Source organism: Hymenobacter aerophilus DSM 13606 (assembly GCF_000382225.1).
In the GTDB taxonomy this organism is placed as follows: Bacteria; Bacteroidota; Bacteroidia; order Cytophagales; family Hymenobacteraceae; genus Hymenobacter; species Hymenobacter aerophilus.
Genome location: NZ_KB907809.1, coordinates 19459 through 44284 on the forward strand (window position 1 = coordinate 19459; position 24826 = coordinate 44284).

Consider the following 24826-nt stretch of genomic DNA (forward strand, 5'->3'; position numbering starts at 1 on the left):
GGCAGGGGCGGTACCATCCGCACTGAACGCGCCGTGAGGCCACCAAAACGTTCAACTCACCATTTCACCACCTCACCATTTCACCTTATCTTGCGGCAAACTATATCCTATGCCCAACCAGCAATATTCCCGCGCGGCCGCTTCTTTACCTCAGTTACCCAAGGCGCCCACCGGCATCGAGGGGCTGGATGAAATAACGGAGGGCGGGCTGCCGCTGGGCCGGCCCACGCTGGTGTGCGGCAGCGCGGGTTGCGGCAAAACCCTGCTCGGCATCGAGTTTCTGGTGCGCGGCATCCTCGACTACGACGAGCCGGGCGTGCTGATGGCCTTCGAGGAAACTGCTCCTGAACTGGCCGCCAACGTGGCCTCGCTGGGCTTCGACCTGGCCCAGCTGCAGGCCGATAAAAAGCTGCGCCTCGACCACGTGCACGTCGACCGCTCGGAGATTGACGAAACCGGCGAGTACGACCTGGAGGGCCTGTTTATCCGATTGGGCTACGCCATTGATACCATCGGGGCCAAGCGCGTGGTACTCGATACCATTGAGTCGTTGTTTTCGGGTTTCAGCAACGAAGCTTTGCTGCGCTCTGAAATCAGAAGGCTGTTTCGCTGGCTCAAAGACAAGGGGGTAACCACCATCATTACCGCCGAGCGGGGCGAGGGCACGCTCACGCGCCAGGGCCTGGAGGAGTACGTGTCGGACTGCGTGGTTCTGCTCGACAACCGCATTATCGACCAGATAACCACCCGCCGGCTGCGCATCGTGAAATACCGCGGCAGCACCCACGGCACCAACGAGTACCCCTATATCATCACCGAAGACGGCATTTCGGTGCTGCCCGTCACGTCGCTGCGGCTGGAGCATGCGGTGTCGGACAACATCGTTTCGACCGGCGTGGCCGACCTCGATACCATGTTCCGGCGCGGCGGGCTTTACCAGGGCAGCAGCACGCTGGTAACGGGCACGGCGGGCACGGCCAAAACCACCCTGGCGGCGGCCTTCGCGCTGGCGGCCTGCCAGCGGGGCGAGCCAACCATGTTTTTCGCCTTCGAGGAGTCGCCGGCCCAGCTGCTGCGCAACATGGCCTCGGTAGGCCTCGCATTGCAGCCCTTCGTGGATAGCGGCCTGTTGCGCATTGAGGCCAGCCGGCCCACGCTCAACGGCCTGGAGCGCCACCTGGTCACGATTCATAAGCTCATCGGCCAGTTCAAGCCCCAAACCGTGCTCATCGACCCCATCAGCAACCTGGTGTCGGTGGGCAGCCTCTCGGAGGTGCGGAGTATGCTCACGCGGCTGGTGGATTTTCTGAAAGTGCAGGGCATCAACGCCCTGTTCACGGCCCTGATCAGCGGCAGCCAGGGCCAGCGCGAGATGACCGAGGAAGGTATTTCGTCGCTGGTGGACACCTGGATTCATGTGCGCGATTTGGAGGGCGTGGGCGAGCGAAACCGCGGCATCAGCATTCTGAAGGCCCGCGGCATGGCCCACTCCAACCAGGTGCGCGAGTTCATCGTCACCGAGCACGGCATCCGGCTGCTCGACGTGCTGGTGGGCCCGGCCGGCATCATCACCGGGGCCAGCCGCCTCACCCAACATATTCAGGAGCAGGCCCGGGCCCTGGCCACCGAGCAGGAAGCCGAGCGGCGCGACCGGGAGCTGGAGCGCAAGCGCCGGGTGCTCGAAGCCACCATTGCCAACCTGCGCACCGAGTTTGAAAGCGTGGAGGAGGAGCTGCGGCTGGTGAACTCGGAGGAGCAGCAGCGCCACGAGTCGCTGTCGGACGAGCGGCGGCAGCTGGGCCGTAGTTTTTCTACCCGTCCGCCCGGCGACGCCAACGCTTAGCCGGCAGAATCGTTAGGAAGGTGGCCGGGCGGCCCCACCCGCCTATTTGCCCGCCTGTCTGTCATCCTGAGCGCAGCGAAGGACCTATACAGAAGCTATTATTAAACGGTACCTTCTATACAGGTCCTTCGCTCCGCGGACGCCAGATGAAGGATGACAGACGGGCGGGCGGATAGGCAAGCGGGACGACAGCAGGGGCGGGGCAACCCAATCCTTTCGGCCCGTAATACATCAGAACCCAAGACCCCCAAAGCACTATGGACGAGGAAATGTGGGAGCTGCGGCTGTACGTGGCCGGGCAGACAGTGAAATCGATGCAGGCGCTGGCCAACCTCAAAACCTACTGCGAGCAGCACCTGAAAGGCCGCTACCGGCTGGAAATCGTGGATTTGCTCCAGCACCCGCAGCTGGCCGAGGGCGACCAGATTCTGGCCATCCCGACGCTGGTGCGCAAGGTGCCCGCGCCCATCCGCAAAATTATCGGCGACCTCTCGAACCAGGAGCGGGTTTTAGTGGGGCTCGATATCCGGGCTCTCGACCACTCGTAAGCGGCTGCTGGTATGCAAGACTGGCCTTCTGCCACCGACGAGCACCCGCCCAGCTACGTGCTGGAGCTCTACATCACCGGGGCCACGCCCAACTCGACGCGGGCCGTGCGCAACATTAAGGCAATCTGCGAGCGGTACCTAGCGGGCCGCTACGAGCTGGCGATTATCGATATTTATCAGCAGCCCGAGCTGGCCCAGCAGGCCCGCATTATTGCCGCGCCCACGCTGGTCAAGAAAAGCCCCGGTCTGGTGCGCTGGCTGGTGGGCGACCTCTCGGACCGGCCGCGGGTACTGCGCCTGCTGGGGCTGAACGCCGGGCCCGACGATGCGTCGCAGTCGGGGCAAAATAAGTAAGTTGCGAGGCGATGAATGCCGATTCTCTCTTTTCTGCCGCGCCTATGTCTTCCCCGGCCCCAACACCTGCCCAGCTGGCCCTCGAAAACGAGCGGCTGCGCCAGCAGCTGCTCGAAGCCGAGGAGCTGCTGACGGCCATCCGCACGGGCAGCATCGACGCGCTGGCCGTGCAGGGCCCCGACGGGCCGCGCATTTTCACGCTCGAAGGCGCCGACCACAGCTACCGCACCCTGATTGAGCAGATGAACGAGGGCGCCCTGCTGCTGGCGCCCGACTCCACGGTGCTCTACGGCAATGCCTGCCTGGCCGCCCTGCTCGACGCGCCGCTCGAAACGCTGATCGGCAACTCGTTCAGGCCCTTTGTGCCGGCCGATTTCCACGACTACTGGCAGGAGCTGCTGGCGGCCGGCTGGGCAGGCAAAACCAAGGGCGAAATGCCATTGCGCGCCGCCAGCGGCCGGCTGCACCCCGTGGCCCTGGCCCTGAGCGTGCTGGGCTCGACGGAAACGCCGGTGCTGGCCATCATTGCCACCGAAGTATCGGCGCGGCGCGAAATCAGCGTGATTCGGGCGCGGGTATCGGCCCAGAACGCGCTGCTGGAGCAGCAGCAGCAGCGGCTGCGCGTGCAGGTGCAGGCCACGGCCGAAACCACCCGCATTCTGGAAGGCATTCCGCACATCACCTGGACGGCCACTCCCGAGGGCCATCCGTCGTATCTCAACCGCAACTGGTACGATTTCACCGGCCAGTCGACGGCCGTGAGTTTCGGGCCGGGAAGCTCCCTGCCCTACCTGCACCCCGACGATTTGCCCGGCGTGATGCGGCGTTGGCACGACTGCCTGGCCATCGGCCGGGGGGCGGAAGTGGAGTGCCGCATCCGCAACGCGCAGGGCGAGTACCGCTGGATGCTGGGCCGCATCCGGCCCTCGCGCAACGAGGCCGGCGAGCTGGTGCAGTGGGTTGGCACCTACACCGACATCCACGAGCAGAAGCTGGCCCTGGCCCGCATCGAGCAAACCCGGCAGGAGCTGCGCGCCAACAACCAGCAGCTCACCCGCATCAACGCCGACCTCGACAACTTCATCTATACCGCCTCCCACGACCTTCGCTCGCCCATTACCAACATCGAGGGCCTGCTCGATACGCTGCGCCAGGAGCTGCCCGCCGACCAGCGGCCCGGCGCCGTGGAGCCCGTGCTGCGCATGATGCAGGATTCGGTGGACCGCTTCAAGCGCACGATTGAAAACCTGACCGACATTTCGAAGCTGCAGCAGGACAGCGCCCTGCCGCGCGCGCCGGTAGCGCTGGCTCCGCTTATCGAGGATGTGCGCCTGGATTTGCAGCCGCTGATTGCCGCCGCCGGGGGCGAGCTGGAAGTGGATGTTGCGCAGTGCGCCACCGTGATGCTGGCCGAAAAAAACCTGCGCTCCATCGTGTATAACCTGCTCAGCAACGCCTTCAAGTACCACCACCCGGCGCGGCCCGCCCGCGTGCGGCTGCGCTGCCAGCCCGCCGGCCCGGGTTTCGTGGCCCTGCAGGTGCACGACAACGGCCTGGGCCTCGACCTGCACGAAGACCGCCAGCTGTTTACCATGTTTCAGCGCCTGCACGACCACGTGGAGGGCTCGGGCATCGGGCTGTACATGGTGAAGAAAATTGCCGAAAACGCCGGTGGCCGCGTTGCCGTAGCCAGCGAGCTAAACGAGGGCTCGGTTTTCACGGTATATCTGCCCGAGTAGGGGCCGGCGCGCATGTAGAGGCGCCTACTTGCGTCTCGTCGTCCGCGTACGCGCCGCCCCGGTTGTTGCGCGTGTCGCCCCGGCTGCTCGCGCCCTCGCCCCGGTCGTTCCAGCTGCCGCCGCAGCCGTTGCGGGTGTCGCCCCGGCCGTCCGCGGCCCCGCCCCGGTCTTCCGCGGTGCTACCTGAATTGTCCGCGCCCCTGCCCCGGTCTTCCGCGGCCCCGCCCCGGTCGTCCGCGGCCTCGCCTTGGTCTTCCGCATCCTCGCCCCGGTCGTCCGCGGCCTCGCCCTGGTCGTTCGGGGCGCCGGCCCGGCCCGCCCGCGCGAATCGGTTACCTTTGCCGCTGGCGGCGCGCCGGCTACCCGGCCGGCCGCCAAACCCTGTTTTCCGTATCCCGACCTCATCGTGCAGCAACTCGAACAAAGCCTCAAAACCGCCCTCAGCGCGGCCATCCACCACGTATTCGGGGCCGATGTGCCCGCCGCGCAGCTGCCGCTGCAGGCCACCCGCAAGGATTTCGCGGGCCAGTTTACGCTCGTTACTTTCCCGCTCACCAAAACCCTGGGCAAGGGCCCCGAGCAAATCGGGCAGGCGCTGGGCGAGTACCTGCTGGCCCACGAGCCGCGGGTTTCGGGCTTCAACGTGGTCAAGGGCTTCCTCAACCTGGAAATTGCCGATGCCGAGTGGGTGCAGGTGTTTGAGCAGCTGCGCCAGCGGCCGGCCGGCGCGCCCGTAGCTACCGGCGGCCCGCAGCGCGTGGTGGTCGAGTACTCGTCGCCCAACACCAATAAACCGCTGCACCTGGGCCATTTGCGCAACAACTTCCTGGGCTACTCGGTGGCCGAAATCCTGAAAGCCACCGGCGCCGAAGTCACCAAGGCCAATCTGGTAAACGACCGGGGCATCCACATCTGCAAGTCGATGCTGGCCTACCAGCACTACGGCCAGGGCGAAACCCCGCAGAGCGCCGGCATCAAGGGCGACCACCTGGCGGGCAAGTATTACGTGCTGTTCGAGAAGCACTACCGCGAGCAGGTGCGCCAGCTCGAAAACGAGGGCGTGGCCCCCGAAGTAGCCAAAAAGAAGGCCCCGCTCATGCTCGAAGCCCAGGATATGCTCCGGGCCTGGGAAGCCCAGGACGAGGCCGTGGTCAGCCTCTGGAAGCAGATGAACGGCTGGGTGTACGAGGGCTTCGACGCCACCTACCAGAACATCGGCGTCGATTTCGACAAGTTCTACTACGAGTCGCAGACCTACCTGCTGGGCAAGGAGCGGGTGGAAGAAGGCCTGCAAAAAGGCGTGTTCTTCAAGAAGGACGACGGCTCGGTGTGGGTCGACCTCAAGGAGGAAGGACTCGACGAGAAGCTGCTGCTGCGCGCCGACGGCACCAGCGTCTACATCACCCAGGATTTGGGCACGGCCGAGCTGAAGTTCGAGCATTTCGGCTACGATTTGAGCGTGTACGTGATTGCCGACGAGCAGAACTACCACATGCAGGTGCTGCGGGCCGTGCTCCAGAAGCTGGGCAAGCCCTACGCCGACGCCATCCATCACCTGAGCTACGGCATGGTGGATTTGCCCTCGGGCAAGATGAAGAGCCGCGAAGGCACCGTGGTGGATGCCGACGAGCTGGTACGCGAAGTGGTGGACGCCGCCCGCGCCGCCACCCTCGAAAAGGGCAAAACCGAGGGCCTGAGCGACGACGAGCTCGAACGTCTTTACCACATGCTGGGCCTGGGCGCGCTCAAGTATTACCTGCTGAAGGTGGACCCCAAAAAGCGCATGCTCTTCAACCCCGAGGAGTCGGTGAAGCTCGAAGGCGACACCGGCCCGTTCATCCAGTACAGCCACGCCCGCATCTCCAGCATCCTGCGCAAAGCCGCCGAGCGCGGCGTAGGCCCCGATGCTTCGCTGGAAGGAATTAAGGAGCTGCAGGCCACCGAGCGGGACCTGATTCAGGAGCTGGCCCGCTACGAAACCGTGGTTGCCGAAGCCGCCCGCGTGCAGTCGCCGGCGCTGGTGGCCCAGTTCGCCTACGACGTGGCCCGCGCCTACAACCGCTTCTTCGCCGAAGTGCCCATCGTGGCCGAAGCCGACGAAACCAAGCGGGCCTTCCGCGTAGCCCTCTCGGCCCAGACCGGCCGCGCCCTCAAAACCAGCATGGCCCTGCTCGGCATCGAAGTCCCCGAGCGGATGTAAAACGAGCCCCAGCGGGGCGGCATATCGGTAGCTATGAAGAAGTTGTAAACACCGAAGCCCCAGCGGGGCGACACCAGCCGTCGAACGATGAGTGTCGCCCCGCTGGGGCTTAGGGATTTCCTTACGGCTGTTTTGCTACCGATATGTCGCCCCGCTGGGGCTCAAAACTAAGCCTGTGCGTTGGTCGTGAAACCCCCAACTTTCTGACCTCTACAATTTTCAACTTAAAATTTGCCCTAATGAAAAGCGTTGCCGTGTACTGTGGTTCGGCCACCGGAACCAACCCCGCCTACCAGCGCCAGGCCGAAGAAATGGGCCGCCTGCTGGCCGAGCGCAACCTGACGCTGGTGTACGGCGGCGGCCGCGTGGGCCTGATGGGTGTGGTGGCCGACAGCGTGCTGGCCCACGGCGGCCAGGTGGTGGGCGTGATTCCCGACTTCATGATGGGCAAGGAAATCGAGCACCGGGGCCTGACGGAGCTGCACATTGTGAGTAGCATGCACGAGCGGAAGCTGCTGATGGCCGAGCGCGCCGAGGCCTTCGTGGCCATGCCCGGCGGCTACGGTACGCTCGAAGAGCTGTTCGAGGTGCTCACCTGGGGCCAGCTGGGCCTGCACCACAAGCCGATCGGCGTGCTCAACGTGGAGGGTTTCTACGACCACCTGCTGCGCGCCCTCGACCACATGGCCGACGAAGACCTGCTGCGGCGCGAAAACCGCCAGCAGCTCCTGAGCCAGCCCACCCCCGCCGCCCTCCTCGACGCGCTGGCCGCCTACGTGCCCATCAAGGTAACCAAATGGCTGCGGCCGGGCGAGGAGTAAGGTAACAAGCATTAGGTAATCCTGTCATCCTGACGAAGGAAGGACCTTATCACCTAAGAACGAGTCGTCATTACGATTATCGTTCTTAGGTGATAAGGTCCTTCCTTCGTCAGGATAACAGGCGGTTGCGCTCGTTCTTCCTAAGCCCCTAACTCCGGCACGCGGTACACCACGGCGTTGCAGTTCATGCCGGCCCCGACGGAGGCGAAAACCAGCACTTCGCCGGGCTTAATGGCGTAGCCTTCGAGCTTGTTCTTGCTGATCAGGTCGAGCAGAGTGGGCAGGGTGGCCACCGAGGAATTGCCGAGCCAGGAGATGGTCATGGGCATGATGCCGGCGGGGGCGGGCGCGTCGCCGGCCAGGGCATAGAGGCGCTTGAGGATGGCCTCGTCCATCTTGCCGTTGGCCTGGTGAATAAGCAGGCGGCTCATATCGGACAGGCCCAGGCCGGCCTTTTCGAGGCAATCCTTGATGGCCTGGGGCACGGTTCTGAGGGCGTACTCGTAGAGCTTGCGGCCTTCCATCTGCAGAAACAGTTCGGTGCCGGTGTACTCGTGGTTGCGCGAAGTAGCCATGCGCAGCAGCAGGGCGGCCTGCACGGTGTCGGAGCGCGAGCTGTGGGCCAGGATGCCCTCCGGCTCCGCCGCGTCGTCGGCCGTTTCGCGGGCCTCCAGCAGCACCGCGCCGGCGCCGTCGGAGTAGATCATGCTGTCGCGGTCGTGCGGGTCGCAGACGCGCGAGAGGGTTTCGGCCCCGATGACGAGCACGCGCTTGGCATCGCCCGAGCGCAGGTAATAATCGGCCTGAATGACGCCCTGCAGCCAGCCGGGGCAACCAAACGGCAGGTCGTAGGCCACGCAGTGCGGGTTTATAATGCCGAGCTTGTGCTTGACGCGCGCGGCCAGACTGGGCACGAAATCGGAGCGGCGGTTATCGGCCGTGATGTCGCCGAAATTGTGGGCGACCAGAATGTAGTCGAGCTGCTCGGGGTCGGTGCCGGGGCAGGAGGCGAACAGGTCCTGAGCCGCCAGCAGGGCCAGGTCGGATGCCACCTGATCGTCTTCGGCGTAGCGCCGCTCGTGGATGTCGGTAATCTGGGCAAAGCGCTCCACGATTTCGGCGCCTGGCTTGTCGAGCCGCTGGCCGCTGCCATCGAAAAAAGAGCTGTCGAGAAAAGCGTCGTTCCTGACGATGCGGGCCGGGATGCAGGACCCGGTTCCGGTAATGACTGAGTGCAACGCCTTGCGCATGAGCAGGTTGGGGTGATGAAACTGGTGTGCTATTCAACGAAAGTAAGCGCTTTTTAACTAGGGCAGAGCTCCGATGTTCAAAATTCCGGCCTTGGTCGGGGCTGGCGCCGGCTACCGCCCCGCCCGAACATTCGGCGTGTCGGGTGGGTTGTCTGCCCCAAACAACGCGCTTGTCGTATGAGAACTGTACTGCTGCCGGGCCTGCTGCTCGTTGCCACCCTGGGCACGGGCGGCTGCACTTCGGCCCCCGGCACCTCGCCCGTATCCGCCACCCCTCCTGTTACCCCCACTGCCATGTCTGAGCCAACCGCTGCTGCCACTTCCGTCTACGATTTCACCCTCAACGACATCAACGGCCAGCCCGTGCCGCTGAGCCGCTACCGGGGCAAAAAGCTGCTACTTGTGAACACGGCTTCCGAGTGCGGCTACACGCCGCAGTACAAGGAGCTGGAAGAGCTGAGCCGCCAGCACGGCGAGCAGGTGACCGTGCTGGGCTTCCCGGCCAACAATTTCGGCGGCCAGGAGCCCGGCTCCGACGCCCAGATTGCGAGCTTTTGCGAGAAGAACTTCGGCGTCACGTTTCCGCTGTTCAGCAAGATTTCGGTGGCCGGCCCCGATGCCGCTCCGCTCTACCAGTACCTCGGCAGCAAAACCCAGAACGGCGTAACCGACGAAAAGCCGAACTGGAATTTCTGCAAGTATCTGATTGATGAAACCGGGCACGTAGTCGCGTTCTACCCCTCCAAAGTGAAGCCGCTGGACGAGGAGCTGCTGACGGCCATCAGCAGGTAGTCCGACCATACCAGGACTTACGCAAAAGGGGCCGTAGGCTTGTAGCGCGAAGCTTCCGCTTCGCGTGCCGTTGAATATAACAAACTAACAGTCAGAATCTTTACGCGAAGCAGAAGCTTCTCGCTACAGTCGTTCTGTGTAAGTCCTATATATTATCCGTGGTAGGGGCGGGGGCAAGCCCCGCCCCTACGGCTGCCTGCCTGGCTTTGTTCGGCGCTGCTCGTAATAACGGTTCCGGTACCTTCGCGGCAGTTCTACCAACTTCCTCGCGCCCGATGCAGACCGTTATTTTCGACATGGATGGCGTGCTCGTCGACACCGAGCCCGTGCACCGCTACGCCTATTTCCGGCATTTCGAGGAACTGGGCCTGCCCGTAACGGATGCCGAGTACGCCACCTTCACCGGCCGCTCGACCAAGAACGTGTACCAGCATCTGAAGGACCGCCACGGCCTGCTGCAACCGGTGGAGGAGCTGGTGCTGGCCAAGCGGGCGCACTTCAACCGCGCCTTCGACGAGAAGCCCGACTTCGACCTGCTGCCCGGCGTGCGCACGCTCATCGAAGACCTGCACCGGCACGGCCTGGAAATGCTGCTGGCCTCCTCAGCCTCGCACTCCACCATCGATAGGGTAATGCGGCGGTTTGCGCTGGCGCCCTATTTCAGCCACCTCATCAGCGGCGAGGATTTCCCGCGCTCCAAGCCCGACCCGGCCATTTTCGCGTACGCCGCGGCCCTGGCCCGCTCGCCCGCCACCGAGTGCGTGGTTATCGAGGATTCGACCAACGGCGTGGCGGCGGCCAAGGCGGCGGGCCTGTACTGCATCGGCTACAACAGCATCCACTCGCCCAGCCAGGATTTGCAGCGGGCCGATTTAGTGGTGGCCGATTTCGGGGAACTGAGCGCGGCGCGGATTGCGGCGCTGACAGGGAATTAGAACGTAATTTTGTGGGAGTGAGGGGCATGAAAAGTCTGTCATCCTGAGCGGAGCGAAGGACCTATACGGAGGCTAACATCAAACTATAGCTTCTGTATAGGTCCTTCGCTCCGCTCAGGATGACAGGAGGACTTACCACCTCATTACCTCCTTTCCAGTTCACCTCATCACCCCAAATCACCCCATGACCTTTCCTGCTAAAGCCTGGGTTTCGGCGTTTCGGCCGCGTACGTTGCCGCTGGCGCTGGCCAGCATTATGGCTGGTGCCTTCCTGGCGGCCAGCCACGGGCAGTTCCGGCCCGCCGTGGTGGCGCTGGCGGCCCTCACCACCGTGCTGCTCCAGATACTCAGCAACCTGGCCAACGACTACGGCGACTCGCAAAACGGGGCCGACAGCGTGCACCGTGAGGGGCCGCTGCGGGCCGTGCAAAGCGGCGTGATTACGCCGGCCCAGATGCGGCGGGCCATGGGGTTGTTCGGGGCGCTGTCGTTGGGCAGCGGGGTGCTGCTGCTGTGGGTGGCGCTGGGCGTGGCCGGGGCCTGGGTGTTTGGGGCGTTTCTGGTGCTGGGGCTGTCGGCCATCTGGGCGGCCGTCAACTACACGGCCGGCAGCAAGCCCTACGGCTACGCCGGGCTGGGCGACTTGTCGGTGTTTGTGTTTTTTGGGCTGGTGGGTGTGTGCGGCACCTACTTTCTGCAGGCCTACAGTCAGGTGCGCAACGTGGCGCAGGCCCTGCCCTGGCCGGTGCTGCTGCCGGCGGCGGCGCTGGGCTGCTTCGCTACGGCCGTGCTCAACGTGAACAACATCCGCGACATCCGCTCCGACGCGCTGGCCGGCAAAATCACGATTCCGGTGCGACTGGGGCCGGTGCGCGCCCGCCGCTACCACTGGCTGTTGCTGGCGCTGGGCTTCGCGGCGGCCGTGCTCTACGTGGCCTTCACCTACCACTCGCCCTGGCAGTGGCTATTTCTGCTGAGCGCCCCGCTGCTGCTGCGCAACGCCCGCGCCGTATGGCAGCGCCAGGATTCCCGGCAGCTCGACCCGCTGCTCAAGCAAATGGCTCTCACCACGCTCGTTTTCACGCTGCTGTTCGGGCTGGGGCAGGTGTTGTAGGGGAGGGGGGAAGCCGTTTTCAGCGAATCTACCCAACTAAATCTTATCAACTATGCTCTCCGACAAAGAAACTACCCGCCTCAGCAAGCTCCTGAGCCTGGTGCTGCGCCACAACCCCGCCCATCTGGGCCTGACGCTGGACGAGCAGGGCTGGGTAGCCGTGGATACGCTGCTGGCCCAGGCCCAAAAACAGCAGGTGCCGCTGACCCGTGAGGTACTGCTGCATCTGGTCGAAATCAGCCCCAAACAGCGCTTCCGGCTTTCCGACGACCAGCAGCGCATCCGGGCCAGCCAGGGGCATTCGGTGGCGGTAGAGCTGGGCTACGCGCCCGTAACGCCCCCGCCGGTGCTTTACCACGGCACTGCTACCCGGAATCTGGCGGCCATTAGGGAGCAGGGCCTGCTAAAAATGAGCCGGCAGCAGGTGCACTTAAGCACCGATGAGCCGACCGCCCGGCAGGTGGGCAGCCGCCACGGTCCGCCCACCGTGCTGCGGGTGGATGCCGCCCGGATGCACGCCGCCGGCCATCCGTTCTATCAGGCCGATAATGGCGTCTGGCTGACCGATGTGGTGCCGCCGCAGTACCTTGACGTTGCATAAGCTAGACCACTCCTACGCTGCCCATCTGCTGGAAGCCGGTACCGATATTCGCATCATTCAGGACTTGCTGGGCCACAGCAGCAGCAAAACCACCGAAATTTACACGCATGTTGCCCAACGCACCCGCCCGGCTTCCCCGCTCGATACGTTGGGCCTTTGAACCTGAGTTTCGGCAAGCATGCCAATGTGGGTATGCTTGCCGAAGGTTACTTGCGTACAAAGCGCGGGTTGCCGAAACTCACAGAGGTGCCGAGCTTCGGCAATCCTAATGTTAATGGCAAGTGTAACCAACGACCGTTCAAATACAAGGAAATTTAAAAATGGAGGAAACTAAACAACATAAATCATCCTTTGAAATTTTTAGAGACCCAAATGCTTCCGAAAGAGAAAAGTATAAATTTTATGCTCAAAACGACCATTACGCTTTAGAACTGAGAGAGAAAGTAAGAAAAGTTGTTGTAGAGAAAGGATTAAGTTCTGTAATGAATGACACAAAATGGTTAAAACTACAAAGCTCAATAGTGAAATTGCCTTTCGCACCACCTTATATTGAAAAATTAATACTTGAGAATAAAAATTTTGAAGAAGTGCAAATAAGTGATGCTCCACAATGGTTAGGAGATTGGAGCCCATTTTATGAGGAAGGGATGTATTTGTTTTTTGCTATTGAATATATAAAGGTTAGACCTCTTTATGCTGAATATAATGGACGTTTAGTTGCTCCTAAAATATATGATGAAACCAAAGAGTTTGAACAAATTTTGCAAGAATTGCACATCCCTTATGAGGAAGAATGCGGAACTTTTACAATATACGGATACAAATAACACCTGCTACTAACAATGATTTGCCAAAAGAAGGATTCAAGTTCTTCGGTCGAGCATTTTCACAAGGCACAACGATAGTAATTCTATTAAGCTTTTGTGCTAAAATCACCGCCTTCGCCAAGCGCCAAAGAGTTAACACAAAAATGGTATAAAGCGGCCGCTGCTTCTCATGAAGCAGCGGCCGCTTTTGTTTCTGCCCGAAGTATTCTGGGGCCTTACTGCTTGCTTGGCAGTAGCTTCTTTACCAACCGAACCACCTGGTCAATCACAAAGCCCAGCGCGAGTCCGCCGATGCCGCAGGCCAGCACTTTGGCCAGCCAGGCCACTACGGGTGCCGAGGCCAGCGCCTGTTCGAGGTCGTGTAGCAGATGGGCCGTGTAGGGAATGCCGTGGGCAATGATTTCGGCCCCCACCCATAGCATGGCGGCGGTGCCCACGTAGCTGAGGATATTCAGGAATTTGGGCATAAACCGCACCATGCTGCGGCCGAATTGCTGGACAGCGGGACTACCACTCGTCTGGGCCAGGTGCAGGCCGATATCGTCGGCTTTCACAATGAGGCCTACGAAGCCGTACACGGCCACAGTGATGAATACGGCTACGGCCAGCATCACGATAACCTGGTTTAGCAGCGGCGCGCCGGTTACCTGGCTGTAGGCAATGGCCATAATTTCGGCCGACAGGATGATGTCGGTGCGCACGGCCCCGGCTACGCGTTGCTGCTCCAGCTCCTCGGGCGTAATGGTTGGCACTGGCTCGGTTTCGGCCGCCACTTCGGGGTGCGGGCTGAGCATTGAGTGCACCTTTTCGTAGCCCTCGAAGCACAGGTAGGCGCCGCCCAGCATCAGGATGGGCGTGATGGCCCAGGGCGCGAAATACCCCAGCACCAGCGCCGCCGGCGTGAGGATGAGCAGCTTGTTGAAGAGCGACTTCTTGGCAATCTGGTAGATGATGGACAGCTCGCGCGAGGGGCTCAGGCCCACCACGTACTTGGGCGTCACAGCCGTATCATCAATCACGATGCCCGACACCTTACCGGTCGTTTTGGCCACCTGCGTCGGCACATCGTCCAGGCTGGCGGCACTGACTTTCACCAAAGCGGCCACATCATCGAGTAAAGCAAAAAGTCCGGAGGCCATAAAGGGGGGTGAGAGGGTATTGGAGTTGTAAGGTCGTTTGGAAAGTCAAAGGAACGTCATGCTGAGCGAAGCCGAAGGCAAGTCGAAGCATCTCGCGTGCAATGCTAACCCTGACAACTGCAACAAAGCGGTAGAGATGCTTCGACTTCGCCTCCGGCTTCGCTCAGCATGACGGGCTTAGCCGTATCAATGACGGGCAAAAAGCCTTTGAGAAAAGGTGCTGCTACTTCGCAGCCTTCAGGCAGTCCGCTCTTTGAAAGCTGCGAAAACGGACTTTATACCTCCTGGGCCTGAATGGCGGTTAGCAGCACCGTATTGTAGATGTCGTCGACGGTGCAGCCGCGGCTCAGGTCGTTGACGGGCTTGTTGAGGCCCTGGAGCATGGGGCCGATGGCCAGGGCGCCGGTTTCGCGCTGCACGGCTTTGTAGGTGTTGTTGCCGGTGTTCAGGTCGGGGAAGATGAGCACGCTGGCCTGGCCGGCCACCGGCGAGCCGGGCAGCTTCTGCTGGCCCACGGCCAAATCCACGGCCGCGTCGTACTGGATGGGGCCCTCCACGAGCAAATCGGGCCGCAGCTGCCGCACCAGGGCCGTAGCCGCGCGCACCTTGTCCACATCAGTGCCCTCGCCCGAGGTGCCCGACGAGTAGGAGAGCATAGCCACGCGGGGCTCGATGCCGAAGCGCCGGCTGCTTTCGGCCGACGAAATGGCAATTTCGGCCAGCTGCTCGGCGGTGGGGTTGGGGTTCACGGCGCAGTCGCCGAACACGGCTACGCGGTCGGGCAAACACATAAAGAACACCGACGACACCACCGACACGCCGGGCTTGGTTTTGATGAACTGCAGCGCCGGCCGGATGGTGTGCTGGGTGGTGTGCGCCGCCCCCGACACCATGCCGTCGGCCAGTCCCTCGTACACCAGCATCGAGCCGAAATACGACACGTCGGTCATCAGGTCGCGGGCCATTTCCAGGTTCACGCCCTTCGCTTTCCGCAGCTCGTGCAGGGTCTGGGCAAACTCGGGGGCCAGCTCGGAAGTCTGGGGGTTGAGGAGCTGCACCCGCGCCGGGTCGAGCGGGCGGCCCAGGCGGCGGGCGGCAGCCAATATCTGGTCGGGCTCGCCCAAAATGATGAGCTCCACCACGTCCTGCTCCAGCAGGCGGGCGGCCGCCAGCAGCACCCGGTCGTCGGTGCCCTCGGGCAGCACGATGCGCTTGCGCCGGGCCCGCGCGCCTTGCAGCAGCTGGTACTGGAACATGTGGGGCGTGAGGCCGCGGGGCGCGAAGGTGCTCAGCTCGTTAAGCAGCCGGGCGGTATCGAAATGGCGCTCAAACGTCTGGATGGCGAGCCGGATTTTACTTTCCTGCCCCGGCCCGATGCGCGACTGGATGCGGCCCACGCGGGTGGTAGCCTCGAACGTGCCCGGCTCGACGAGCACAATCGGCACCACCTCGGGCAGGCCCTCAATCAGGCGCAGCACCGACTCCTCGGGCCGGTAGCCGCCCGAGAGCACCAGCCCGGCCACGCGGGGGTAGTTGGCCGAAATATTGGCTTGCAGCGCGCTGAGCAGGATATCGGCCCGGTCGCCGGGCGTGATGATGAGCACGTTTTCTTCGAGCCGCCGCAGGAAGTTAGGCACCTGCATGGCCCCGTTGATGAAGTGGTCGACGGGGTTGGCCAGCAGATCGGCCCCGAATAGCACCTCGCCGCCCAGCTGCTCCTGAATCTCGCGCATGGTGGGGCTGCGCAGGGCCTGGCTTTCCGGAATGACGGCCAGCAGCGTATCGGGCGGCAGTTGGGCCATCAGCCGGGCCTGCACCTCGGCCAGCTGCTCGGGCAGCACCCGGTTGAGCACCAGGGCCAGCACCCGCACATCCTCGTTCTCGGCATCGCGCCGCACCGACAGGGCCGCATCCACCAGCTGGTCGACGGTTTTGCCCAGGCCCGACATCAGCAGCATCACCGGAATGCTGAGCGTGCGGGCCACCTGCCAGTTCAAATCCAGCTCCAGCGCCAGGCCGGTGCCCACGAAGTCGGTGCCCTCGACCACCACGAAATCGTGAGCGGCCTCAATCTGCTTGTAGCGGTGAATAATGGTGTCGAGCAGCTGGCCGGTGCGGCTGCTTTCGAGTAGGCGCAGGGCCTGCTGGCCGGTGTAGGCGTAGGTTTCGGCGTAGGGCTGGGGTAGCTGGAAGTGCCGCAGCACTGTTTCGATGTGGGCGTCGGGCTGGTCGGCGCGGCCATCAGCTGGGGTGATGATGGGCTTGAAGTAGCCTACCCGTTGGGCCTGGCCCAGCAGCAGGTTCACCAACCCCAGCGTCAGCACCGATTTGCCGCTGTAGGGCTCGGCGGTGGCAATGTAAACGGCTTTGCTCATGAGTAGGAGGGTTTTCGCGGAGAGAATCACTCACGGAGCAGGAAAACTGAAAACGCTCCGCAACGGCAAAACTACGCACAACCCGCCCGCCCACTCAGTTTGCTGTCCGCCGTTCTGTACCTTGCCGCCGGTTGAGGCAGTCGATTAACTAAGAAGGCATGAACAGTTCGGTGTGGCTTATTGGCCTGGGCGGTTTTATTGGGTCGGTGAGCCGCTACTGGGTGCAGCAGTATTTCCTGCGGCTGGTACCGGGCGCCTTCCCGCTGGGCACGTTCGTGGTCAACGTGCTGGGCTGCCTGCTGATTGGTCTGCTGCTGGGCCTGTTTGAGCGGCACGGAGCCGTGCCCGCGCCCTGGCGGCTGTTCCTTACGACGGGGTTCTGCGGGGGCTTCACCACTTTTTCCACCTTCGCCTACGAAAGCGTGGCGCTGGGCCGCACCGGCGAGCTGCTGCTGCTGGCCCTCTACGCCGCCGGCAGCCTGCTGCTGGGCATGCTGGCCGCCTTTGCGGGCGTGTGGGCCGCCCGGTTTATCTAGGCTGCTTGTAGCTCTTGCCTACTAACCAGCAGTACCAAGGCTTTGAACAGCCCAGCATCTACCCGCAGATGGGGACTAGGCGCCGGGCTGCTTTACTGCACCGCTTGGCACTTATACCTTGAGGGTGCCTTCGATGGAATCGTCCAGGGTTTGGCCGATGGCGGCACCGATGGCCGTTTTCACGAAGGCAATGGCGTTGCCGTGCTTGTTGTCCCAGTAGTAGCCGTCGTGGGGCGTTACCTGTATCACGGTGATGCGCGGGTCGTCTTCGCCCTCGGTAAACCAGGCTTTCAGGATGGGCGTCCAGAGCTCCTTGATGCGGGCGCGGTCGGTGGAAATGGTGGCCGTGCCGACTACGCTCAGAAAATCGGAGTGGGCCGAGCCCTGAAACAGGAGCTGCACTGAGGCATCCTGCTGGATCTGCTGGTTTTTGTGGCTGTCGTTGGCGCTCAGAAACCAGAAGTTGCCCTGCTCGTCGATGTCGCGCACGGCCATCGGGCGGGTTACCGGCACCTCGCTGCTGCGCAGGCGGGTGCTGAAAAAGCAGGTGTTGGTTTTTTCGGCCAGCTCCTTCATTTTGGCAATGGCCTCGGTGGCCAGCAGGTCCTGGTGGTTTTTTTCGGGCTGCTCTCGGTTGATGCTATCCATAAAACAAGGAAGAAACGGTGGGGATGCTGCTCCATACGCACCTGCCTGAGCAGAGTTGGTTCTGCCCCACGCCCGCACCGGGCCAGTGCTTTTCGCCTGTTGCGGCCCGACCGCTTGGGGACATGCCCCGCGCTGCCGGCCACGTTGTTGGCCATGCTGGGACGGCCCGTGGGGGCGGGCGCTTTTTTTCGGGCTCAAAGCACCATCAGCCAAATACTTTTCGGCGGCTTCGCTGTTGTTGTCTCCTATTGCCAGGAAATCGGCCGCTGCCAGAAGGCAGGGCCACTTCCAAGCGGCACTGCCCTCTGGCGGCGGCCGGCATCACGCGCACCTCAACCAACCCATAATCAATGAAACGCTCCTTCCTGCTCACGGCCGCGCTGGCGGTTTTCACCCTCCAGACTCAGGCCCAGACCGCCGCCACCACGGCCCCGGCCCGGCCGGCGGCCGACCAGATTGCGACCAAAAAAGGCCCGCTCACGGTGCAGCCCATCACGCACGGCAGCGTGGTGCTCACCTGGAACGGTAAAACCATTTACGTAGACCCCTACGGCGGGGCTGCGGGCTACACCGGCCTGGCCGCCCCCGATATTATCCTCATTACCGATATCCACGGCGACCACCTCGACCCCAAAACGCTGGCCGGCCTCCCGGTTGGCAAGGCGCTGATGGTGGTGCCCAAAGCCGTAGCCGAGCAGCTGCCCGCCGAGTACCGGGCGCAGGCGCGCATCCTTGGCAACGGGCAGCAACTCGACACGCTGGGCCTGAATATATCGGCCGTAGCCATGTACAACCTGCCCGAAGCGGCCGACGCCATGCACCCCAAGGGCCGGGGCAACGGCTACGTGCTGGGCCTGGGCGGCAAAAACGTGTACCTGTCGGGCGATACTGAGGATACGCCTGAAATGCGGGCCCTCCAGAACATCGACGTTGCCTTCGTGTGCATGAACCTGCCCTACACCATGGATGTGCAGAAGGCCGCGCAGGGCGTGCTGGCCTTCAAGCCCGGCATCGTGTACCCTTACCACTACCGCGGCCAGAACGGGCTGAGCGATGTGCAAGGCTTTAAAAAGACGGTAAACGCGGCCAACAAAAAGATTGACGTGCGGCTGCGCAACTGGTACGCGGCCGGCAAATAATGCCGAAACCGACCGGAGCCCGCCGCGACCCCTATTACAAACAATAGGGGTTGCGGCGGGCTCCGTTTTTACGTAGCAGCGGGTTGCTTATTTGCGGGTCGTGGCCAGCGTGAGCAGGAATACCGACTCCTGCCGGGCTGTTACGCTGTGCGGCAGGCCCGCGTGCAGCGTAACCAGCTGGCCAGCCTGCAGCTCCAGCATCTGCTCCTGCGCCCCAAAACCGATGTGGCCCTCCAGCACCTGCACGCTGATGGGGCCGGGCGCGGTGTGCGTTTTCAGCTCGGCGCCTTCGTGCAGCGCAATCATCACCACGCGCATACCGTCCGAATGCAGCAGCGTCAGGGCGTTGCGGTCGTTGTTTTGCCAGGCCGGCTCCTGCTTGATTTGGGCCAGCGCCTGCGGCAAACTCAGTTCGAGCAGGGGGGCATCGAGGGTGCGGGTGCCGGCCGGGCGCTGCGGGGTGGCTTCATTCGCTTTTTCGGCTGGCTCCGGGGCGCTGGCCGACTCGGGCGCGGCACCCGGATTTTCCCGCAACGCCTTCACCATATCGGCGCTCAGGGCGTCGCTCGAAATGCCGTAGCCATTCACCAGCGTGCCCTTTACGTTGTGCCGGTTCGAGGAAATGGCGTACACCACGGCCTCGTCGCCGGGGTCCGACTGGCCCTCGAAACGGTAGTGCTTATCGACCTGAAACTCCTCGGGCGACAGTTGCAGGGCGTTGCCGTGGCACACCAGGCAGTTGTCCTGCAGGTTGAAATCAACGGTGTAGCCTTCCTTTTTCAGGTGGTTGAGTACCTCAGAAACGGTGGTCATGGGTTCCATAGCAAATCCAGAGAAAACAGGGTGGATGAAAAGGAGGAGTTAGCGGGCCCGCTTCGGCCCTGAAAGCAGCCTGCCGCCAACCGGCGGATGCGCGCCGGCCATACCGAGTATTCGGATTGGAAGGCAAAATGTTGAGGCGGCCCGGCCAAGGCGCTGGATGCCAAAGCTCGTAAATCCTGCCCAAACCGCGCGCCGGCCGCCAAGCGGGGCGGCCGTGGTTATTTGGGCAGCGGCGCTTCGTCCTTGCTTTCGCTGAGCTTTTGCGCCAACTTCTGGGGCACGCCCACGTTGTTGAACAGCCCGCTGACTATGCCCTGGCGCCACAGCGTAAACACCGAAAACCGCGGCTCGCGGGTGGACGTCGTCTGGCCGGTCGCAAATTTGCCGCCCTTGCGCGGGTTCTGGTCGCGGATAACTACAAAGTTTACCACCTTCGATTTGAGGCGGGTAAGCAGCGACTGCTCAATTTCCGGCCGATCATAACGCAGCAGCCGCAACTGCAAACCCGAATACTCGGCCCACGTGGTGCCCGTCACGCGCCGGCGGTCGGCGTGCATATCAAAGCGCAGGCGGCGCACTGTTCCCCGCTTAAACTCGACCAGCCGGGTGGGCACCGTCATCGAATTGAGCATGGCAAACTGGCCGGGCCCAAACGCACCCCACACCCGGTGGCGCCCCAGCGGGTCGAGCAGGTACATCGAAACCCGGGCATCGAGCCGGCAGCGGTTCTGCAGATACGTGGTGGCGCTGCCCGTGAGGGGCGTGGCCGCGGTCTGGCGGCTGGGGTCGTTGCTAAGGTTGAAGAAGCGGCCATTGAAGCGGTTGATGCTCAGTCGACCCACGATGGGCGTAAGCGGGCTGCGGTAGCTCGAATACAGGTTGCCGTCCCGGATAATCAGCTGCCGGATATCGACCAGCACGGGCAGCTGGCGCATCTGCTCGGGCGACACCTTGGAGTAATGGGGGTTGATGGGGCCGCGGCCATCGGAGGCAATGCGCACCACCGGGCTTTGCACTGTGAGGCGCGCCGTTCGAAAATCGGTGCGGCGTACCAGGGCGGCAAAGTCGAGGCCATCGAAGGTGAGCGAGCGGAGCCTGATGGAGATGGCAGGCGCCTGGTAGCCCTTGTGTCGGTTCATGCCCACCGCAGAAAACGCAGGCGTGAGCGACATGCCGGTGAAAACCAGACGGCGGGCGTCCGTGTCGAGGTGCATCTGTTGGCTGGCGGCCCGGTAGTACGGCGGGTCGAAAGGGGCCGTAATCAGGCCGGAGCGGACCCGCCAGGCTTTCGCATAGGCAATCCGGGCCGGCCCCAGGGCCGCCAGCGAATCGATGCGAATAGCCGAGCCAGTGAGGTAAAGGCCGGAAATCTGCGGCGTGTGGCGCAGCCCGGCAATCTGCACAGCGGCGTTCTTGACCACCAACTGGCTCAGGTCGGAGCGCCGCGCAATGCCCGCCAGCAGCTTCCAGACCGGTGGAGGGGGCTGGGCCGGCGGGGTAAACTTGAGCCGGGCGTTGCCAATGGTCAGCGTGTCGGCCCGAAAATGCTGCCGGTGCTGCAACGCGCCGGCATCGAATCCGGAAAGCGCCAAATCGGGCATAGTCAGCTCGACGCGCACTGCCCCGGGCGGGCCGTGGCCGGGCGCTGGCGGCCGCACCTGCACCGCGCGCAGGGCCAGGGTGCGGGCCTGGGTCGAGAGCCGCAAACCGCCCAGGCTCAGCGCGTGATCCGCCACAGTGGCCCGGCTCGGACCCAGCGCCACGGTCCAGCTGCGGGCAAAAAATACGCGGCCCGAGTCCGGAGCTGCAGCCGGGCCGTAATGCAGCCCCCAGCCGGTGAGCAGCACCTTGCTGGCCTGCACCGCCGCAGCCCCCGCGCCCATGCGAACAAAGCCGTTTTCAAGCCGCAGGTATGCCAAATCCAGCTTTTCCAGGTAGCTGCGCAGAGAAGATGTCTGCGAAGCGGAAGACTGAGCCGGTAGTGAGGCTGTAAGGGTTGGAGCCTGCAGATGCAACGAGTCGGCCTGCCAACGGTGCCGGTAGCGCAGCGCCAGCGCATCGAGGCCGCTCAGGCGTAAGCGCGGCAGCGCGAGGGTAATTTGCGCCTGATCCGGCTGCCGCGGGCCGCGGGGCTGAATCCGGAGCGAGTCGAGTTGCAGGAGCCCCCCGGCGGTGGAAAGGCGCGCGCCGACCAGCGCCAGCCGATGGCCGGCCGCAGTGGCGCGCGCCTGCTGCAGCCGCAGCCTCCAGGCCAGGGCATAGCCGAGGCGTTGCGTATCGGCGGCCCCGGCCGGGTCGATGCGCATTGCGTGGGCACTGAGGTCGGCGCGTGCAAAGCGGGCCGTTGGCTGCGACCCGGGCAGGTAAGCGCCTTGGACATTCAGTAGCCCTAAGTAATCAATTTCGAGGCCTTGGAGGTGGAGCGGCAGCCGTTCGTGCAGCGGTTTGCGGGCCGTTTTGGCGGGCTTGCGGGCCAGCGCCAGCACGTCGATGCGCGCCGAGTCCAGCACCACGCTATCAATAGGCACCACGCCTTTACGCAGCAGCGCCAGCAAATCGATGCCCCGGATGCTGAGCCGGGCTACGTCGAGGCGCACGCGGGGCAGCGTGTCGGCCACCGTTTCAGCCGGGCGCAGGCGCACGCGCCGGAGCCGGATGGCGCGCTGCCAGAAGCTGGTGTGCAGCTCGCCTACCCGCAGGCGATACTGGCCGCGGGTCTGAGCGGCTACCTGCTGCTCCAGCTTTTTGTGCAGCCAGGGGTCAAGGTAGCGCGACGCGGCAAATCCCGCTACTGCCAGCACTACCAGCGCCGCCAGCAGCCAGCGGCCCCAATGGCGGGCCGCCCGCCCGGGCTTGCCCTGGGCTGGTGCAACAGAACCGGCAGGTGAAGGCGTATCGGGCACGGGCGTATTCAGCAATGCAGCCATAACGCAAAAAGCCCCGGCCAGGGTTATTGCCAGAAACCGGTTCTGCTTAGCCCAAACGCGAAAAAGCCTCAAAAACTGCATCTGCGAACAGATTTACAGCTTTTGAGGCTTGATTTGTGGGAAGTCGTTAGACCTTCCTGGTACCCAGAGCCGGGCTCGAACCGGCACATCTTGCGATATTGGTGTTTGAGACCAACGCGTCTACCGGTTCCGCCATCTGGGCAACTTACTACGTTCGGCCGGTAGGTCACGAACGGGCTGCAAACTTAGCCAGAGATTCGCGAATGCGCAACAGGTAACGCTTTTTGAGGTAGTAGGTGCGCACCTGCTGCAGGGCCTGGGGGCGGGCATCGGCGGGCAGGCCCTCGTAGCCGGCCAGTACCGGCTCGATACCCGCATCGAGCGTGTCACTCAGCGCGTTGACTTCCGCCGCTACCTTCATTTCAATGGTGGGGTCGGTCTCAAATTCCAGCTCCATCAGCTGCTCATTCAACTCCATCACTTCCATTAAAAAATCGGGCGGCAGTGCCTGCTGGCCTTCTTCAAGCAGCCCGTGGCGGCCCAGAATATAGGCCATACGCTGGTCGGGGTGGCTGAGGGTGCGGTAGGCGTCGGTGTTGAGCGTGGCCAACTGCAGAATCTCCTGCTGCTTTTCGGCGCTGGCCGTGGCGTGATAATCGGGGTGATACTCCCGGCTCAGGGCGTAGTACCTGGTTTTAAGCGCCGCCTCATTGGGCCGGAACGTCTCGGGCAGCTCGTAGAAGTCGAAGTAATTGGGCGTTTCAGACATAGGGTCGGGAAGAGAAGAGGCCGGCTCGGGAGTTTGCCGGGCTAAGAAGTTCAACCCGTAGCCGGCCCGATAGGTTACGCTGCCCGGCCGAAAAGGCAAGCCGGATCAGGCAGTGGCTGGGGCGGGCAACTCGGCGGGGCGCACCGAAAACGCCAGGGGCGGGGCCGCAAACAAAGCCTTAGTGGCCGGCCACACCTGCCCAAACAGCACCGACTGCCGATACGCGTTCAGCGCCTCCGCCGAGTCCCAGTGGCTGTGCGTGCAGTACACGCGCGGGTCGTCGGCATCCTGCCACAGCTCCAGGTGGCGGCAGCCCGGCATCTGCCGGATCTGGGCTTCAGAATCCTGAAAAATGCGCAGAAAGGCAGCCACGTGTTCGGGCGCAAACGTGAGGCGAACAATCCGGATCAGCATACAGATAGAGAGTAAAAAGTACTTGAGAAAAAGCTGTCAGATTGACTGATATTTATTAACATAATGTAAGCACGAATTAATTTTTATGCCCACACGCCTTCAGAAAAGGCTTTCAAACCCTATCCTCCGTAGCGCACATCCACCTGCGAGTCAAAGTGCAGGCCCAGCAGCTCGGAGGCATTGCCTTGGTTGATGCCAATGCACAGCTTGTCCTGACTGTTGAAAATGCAGATGGCCTCGCCCGGGTCGGCCGCCTGGAAGTGGGGGGCGATACTGCGCACGGTTTCGCGGGCGAAATGGATGGTAAACGGCCGGTCGCGACCGATGACTTCGAGGGCCGAGCGCGAAATATCGGTTATCAGGTTACCGTAGTGGTCGACGTGCACGACGTGGCCGGTGACGCGGTTGTCCTGCAGGCGCAGCTGGCGGTTGAGCAGCTGGTAGGGTTCGGCTTGGTCGGGGCCGAGTTCGGCCAGCGCCTTGCCTTGGGCCAGGTGCACGGCGGCGGGCACCAGCAGGTCGCGGGTGGGGGAGGCGGTGGGCTGCTGGCCGGCGCTGAGGCGCACCAGCTGCTCGGGCGCACCGTCGCAGAGCAGCGGCAGCAGCCCGTTGTCGGCAGCCACAAAGTAGTGGCCCTGGAACCGGGCGGCCAGCCAGGCCGCATTCGGCGCGCCCAAATCATTCACGCCCACCAAATGCACCGTGCCGGCCGGAAAATCGGCGTACACGGCGCCCAGCACGTGCACGGCGTGGGCAATGTTGAACGGCTCGATGCCGTGGGTGAGGTCGAGCACCGGCAGCCCGGGGGCCAGCTGCAGAATCCGGGCCTTCACGGCGGCCACATAATGGTCGCGGTAGCCGAAATCTGACAGAAACGTAATCAAGCCCATGACCGGAAATTCGGAGTTATTCGTACTATTGCTTTGCGCCCCGTGGGGGTGGCAAAAGTAGGCCTTTTGCCCGGAACCGGATAGGGCAACGATAACCCGGCTTTTGCTGTTATAGGCAGCAG

Annotated in this window: 23 protein-coding genes and 1 tRNA gene; 14 read left to right on the forward strand and 10 right to left on the reverse strand. The window is 63.1% G+C overall.

The genetic code is table 11. The annotated features are described in order from the left end of the window. The first annotated feature begins 109 nt into the window (after positions 1-109). From kaiC to H145_RS0109030, 6 genes are all read left to right on the forward strand, one after another. A complete protein-coding gene (gene kaiC, locus H145_RS0109000) occupies positions 110-1843 on the forward strand; it encodes a circadian clock protein KaiC (RefSeq protein WP_019947815.1) in 1734 nt (577 codons plus the stop codon). A gap of 257 nt (positions 1844-2100) precedes the next feature. Further along, positions 2101-2391 (forward strand): circadian clock KaiB family protein, encoded by a 291-nt coding sequence (locus H145_RS0109005; protein WP_019947816.1) that lies wholly within the window; start codon positions 2101-2103, stop codon positions 2389-2391. A 12-nt stretch (positions 2392-2403) separates the two neighbouring features. Continuing rightward, positions 2404-2745, forward strand: a complete 342-nt coding sequence (locus H145_RS0109010; protein WP_019947817.1) for a circadian clock KaiB family protein — start codon at positions 2404-2406, stop codon at positions 2743-2745. A 44-nt stretch (positions 2746-2789) separates the two neighbouring features. After that, the gene (locus H145_RS22725; RefSeq protein ID WP_019947818.1) at positions 2790-4484 is read left to right on the forward strand and encodes an ATP-binding protein; all 1695 of its coding nucleotides are present in this window, start codon (positions 2790-2792) and stop codon (positions 4482-4484) included. A 406-nt stretch (positions 4485-4890) separates the two neighbouring features. Beyond that, entirely contained in the window at positions 4891-6684 is a 1794-nt protein-coding gene (gene argS / locus H145_RS0109025; protein ID WP_019947820.1) for an arginine--tRNA ligase, read from the forward strand. A gap of 239 nt (positions 6685-6923) precedes the next feature. After that, a complete protein-coding gene (locus tag H145_RS0109030) occupies positions 6924-7505 on the forward strand; it encodes an LOG family protein (protein WP_019947821.1) in 582 nt (193 codons plus the stop codon). A 140-nt stretch (positions 7506-7645) separates the two neighbouring features. Here the strand turns inward: H145_RS0109030 and H145_RS0109035 are convergent, their stop codons facing one another. Next, a complete protein-coding gene (locus H145_RS0109035; RefSeq protein WP_019947822.1) occupies positions 7646-8755 on the reverse strand; it encodes a 3-oxoacyl-ACP synthase III family protein in 1110 nt (369 codons plus the stop codon). A 177-nt stretch (positions 8756-8932) separates the two neighbouring features. On the opposite strand from H145_RS0109035, the gene H145_RS0109040 reads away from it, so the two are divergent. The 6 genes from H145_RS0109040 (at position 8933) to H145_RS24085 (ending at position 13024) form a co-directional block, all read left to right on the forward strand. Beyond that, entirely contained in the window at positions 8933-9547 is a 615-nt protein-coding gene (locus H145_RS0109040) for a glutathione peroxidase (protein ID WP_019947823.1), read from the forward strand. A gap of 275 nt (positions 9548-9822) precedes the next feature. Then, the gene (locus tag H145_RS0109045; RefSeq protein ID WP_019947824.1) at positions 9823-10482 is read left to right on the forward strand and encodes an HAD family hydrolase; all 660 of its coding nucleotides are present in this window, start codon (positions 9823-9825) and stop codon (positions 10480-10482) included. Between the two features lie 184 nt (positions 10483-10666). Then, a complete protein-coding gene (locus H145_RS0109050; protein WP_019947825.1) occupies positions 10667-11596 on the forward strand; it encodes a 1,4-dihydroxy-2-naphthoate polyprenyltransferase in 930 nt (309 codons plus the stop codon). Positions 11597-11648: 52 nt separating this feature from the next. Continuing rightward, a complete protein-coding gene (locus H145_RS0109055) occupies positions 11649-12197 on the forward strand; it encodes an RNA 2'-phosphotransferase (protein WP_019947826.1) in 549 nt (182 codons plus the stop codon). Then, positions 12190-12357: a tyrosine-type recombinase/integrase gene (locus H145_RS0109060; protein ID WP_019947827.1), complete on the forward strand. Its 168-nt coding sequence runs from the start codon at positions 12190-12192 to the stop codon at positions 12355-12357. The genes H145_RS0109055 and H145_RS0109060 overlap by 8 nt, the downstream gene beginning before the upstream one ends. 160 nt (positions 12358-12517) lie before the next feature. Next, positions 12518-13024, forward strand: coding sequence for a DUF6678 family protein (locus tag H145_RS24085; RefSeq protein WP_157541400.1), 507 nt, complete (start codon positions 12518-12520; stop codon positions 13022-13024). A gap of 215 nt (positions 13025-13239) precedes the next feature. On the opposite strand, the gene H145_RS0109065 is transcribed toward H145_RS24085, so the two are convergent. Both H145_RS0109065 and pta read right to left on the reverse strand, forming a co-directional pair. Then, entirely contained in the window at positions 13240-14163 is a 924-nt protein-coding gene (locus H145_RS0109065; RefSeq protein ID WP_019947828.1) for a DUF808 domain-containing protein, read from the reverse strand. A gap of 275 nt (positions 14164-14438) precedes the next feature. Continuing rightward, positions 14439-16538 carry a phosphate acetyltransferase gene (gene pta, locus H145_RS0109070; RefSeq protein ID WP_019947829.1) on the reverse strand — a complete coding sequence of 700 codons (2100 nt, stop codon included), beginning with the start codon at positions 16536-16538 and terminating at the stop codon, positions 14439-14441. Positions 16539-16696: 158 nt separating this feature from the next. On the opposite strand from pta, the gene crcB reads away from it, so the two are divergent. Further along, complete coding sequence (gene crcB, locus H145_RS0109075; RefSeq protein WP_019947830.1) at positions 16697-17074, forward strand: fluoride efflux transporter CrcB; 378 nt, start codon at positions 16697-16699, stop codon at positions 17072-17074. 111 nt (positions 17075-17185) lie between these two features. Here crcB and H145_RS0109080 read toward each other — a convergent pair whose 3' ends face one another. Continuing rightward, positions 17186-17722, reverse strand: coding sequence for a pyridoxamine 5'-phosphate oxidase family protein (locus tag H145_RS0109080; RefSeq protein WP_019947831.1), 537 nt, complete (start codon positions 17720-17722; stop codon positions 17186-17188). Between the two features lie 350 nt (positions 17723-18072). Between H145_RS0109080 and H145_RS0109085 the strand changes: the two genes are divergently transcribed. Continuing rightward, positions 18073-18861 carry an MBL fold metallo-hydrolase gene (locus H145_RS0109085; protein WP_019947832.1) on the forward strand — a complete coding sequence of 263 codons (789 nt, stop codon included), beginning with the start codon at positions 18073-18075 and terminating at the stop codon, positions 18859-18861. 87 nt (positions 18862-18948) lie between these two features. On the opposite strand, the gene H145_RS0109090 is transcribed toward H145_RS0109085, so the two are convergent. From H145_RS0109090 to H145_RS0109115, 6 genes are all read right to left on the reverse strand, one after another. Beyond that, entirely contained in the window at positions 18949-19674 is a 726-nt protein-coding gene (locus H145_RS0109090) for a cupin domain-containing protein (protein WP_019947833.1), read from the reverse strand. A 227-nt stretch (positions 19675-19901) separates the two neighbouring features. After that, complete coding sequence (locus H145_RS0109095; protein WP_019947834.1) at positions 19902-22610, reverse strand: hypothetical protein; 2709 nt, start codon at positions 22608-22610, stop codon at positions 19902-19904. 138 nt (positions 22611-22748) lie between these two features. Beyond that, positions 22749-22833: transfer RNA gene (locus H145_RS0109100), tRNA-Leu, on the reverse strand. A gap of 24 nt (positions 22834-22857) precedes the next feature. Further along, positions 22858-23400 carry an iron-sulfur cluster co-chaperone HscB C-terminal domain-containing protein gene (locus H145_RS0109105; RefSeq protein ID WP_019947835.1) on the reverse strand — a complete coding sequence of 181 codons (543 nt, stop codon included), beginning with the start codon at positions 23398-23400 and terminating at the stop codon, positions 22858-22860. A gap of 105 nt (positions 23401-23505) precedes the next feature. Next, complete coding sequence (locus H145_RS0109110) at positions 23506-23814, reverse strand: putative quinol monooxygenase (protein WP_019947836.1); 309 nt, start codon at positions 23812-23814, stop codon at positions 23506-23508. A gap of 119 nt (positions 23815-23933) precedes the next feature. Next, positions 23934-24704 (reverse strand): SAM hydrolase/SAM-dependent halogenase family protein, encoded by a 771-nt coding sequence (locus H145_RS0109115; RefSeq protein ID WP_019947837.1) that lies wholly within the window; start codon positions 24702-24704, stop codon positions 23934-23936. Between the last annotated feature and the right edge of the window lie 122 nt (positions 24705-24826).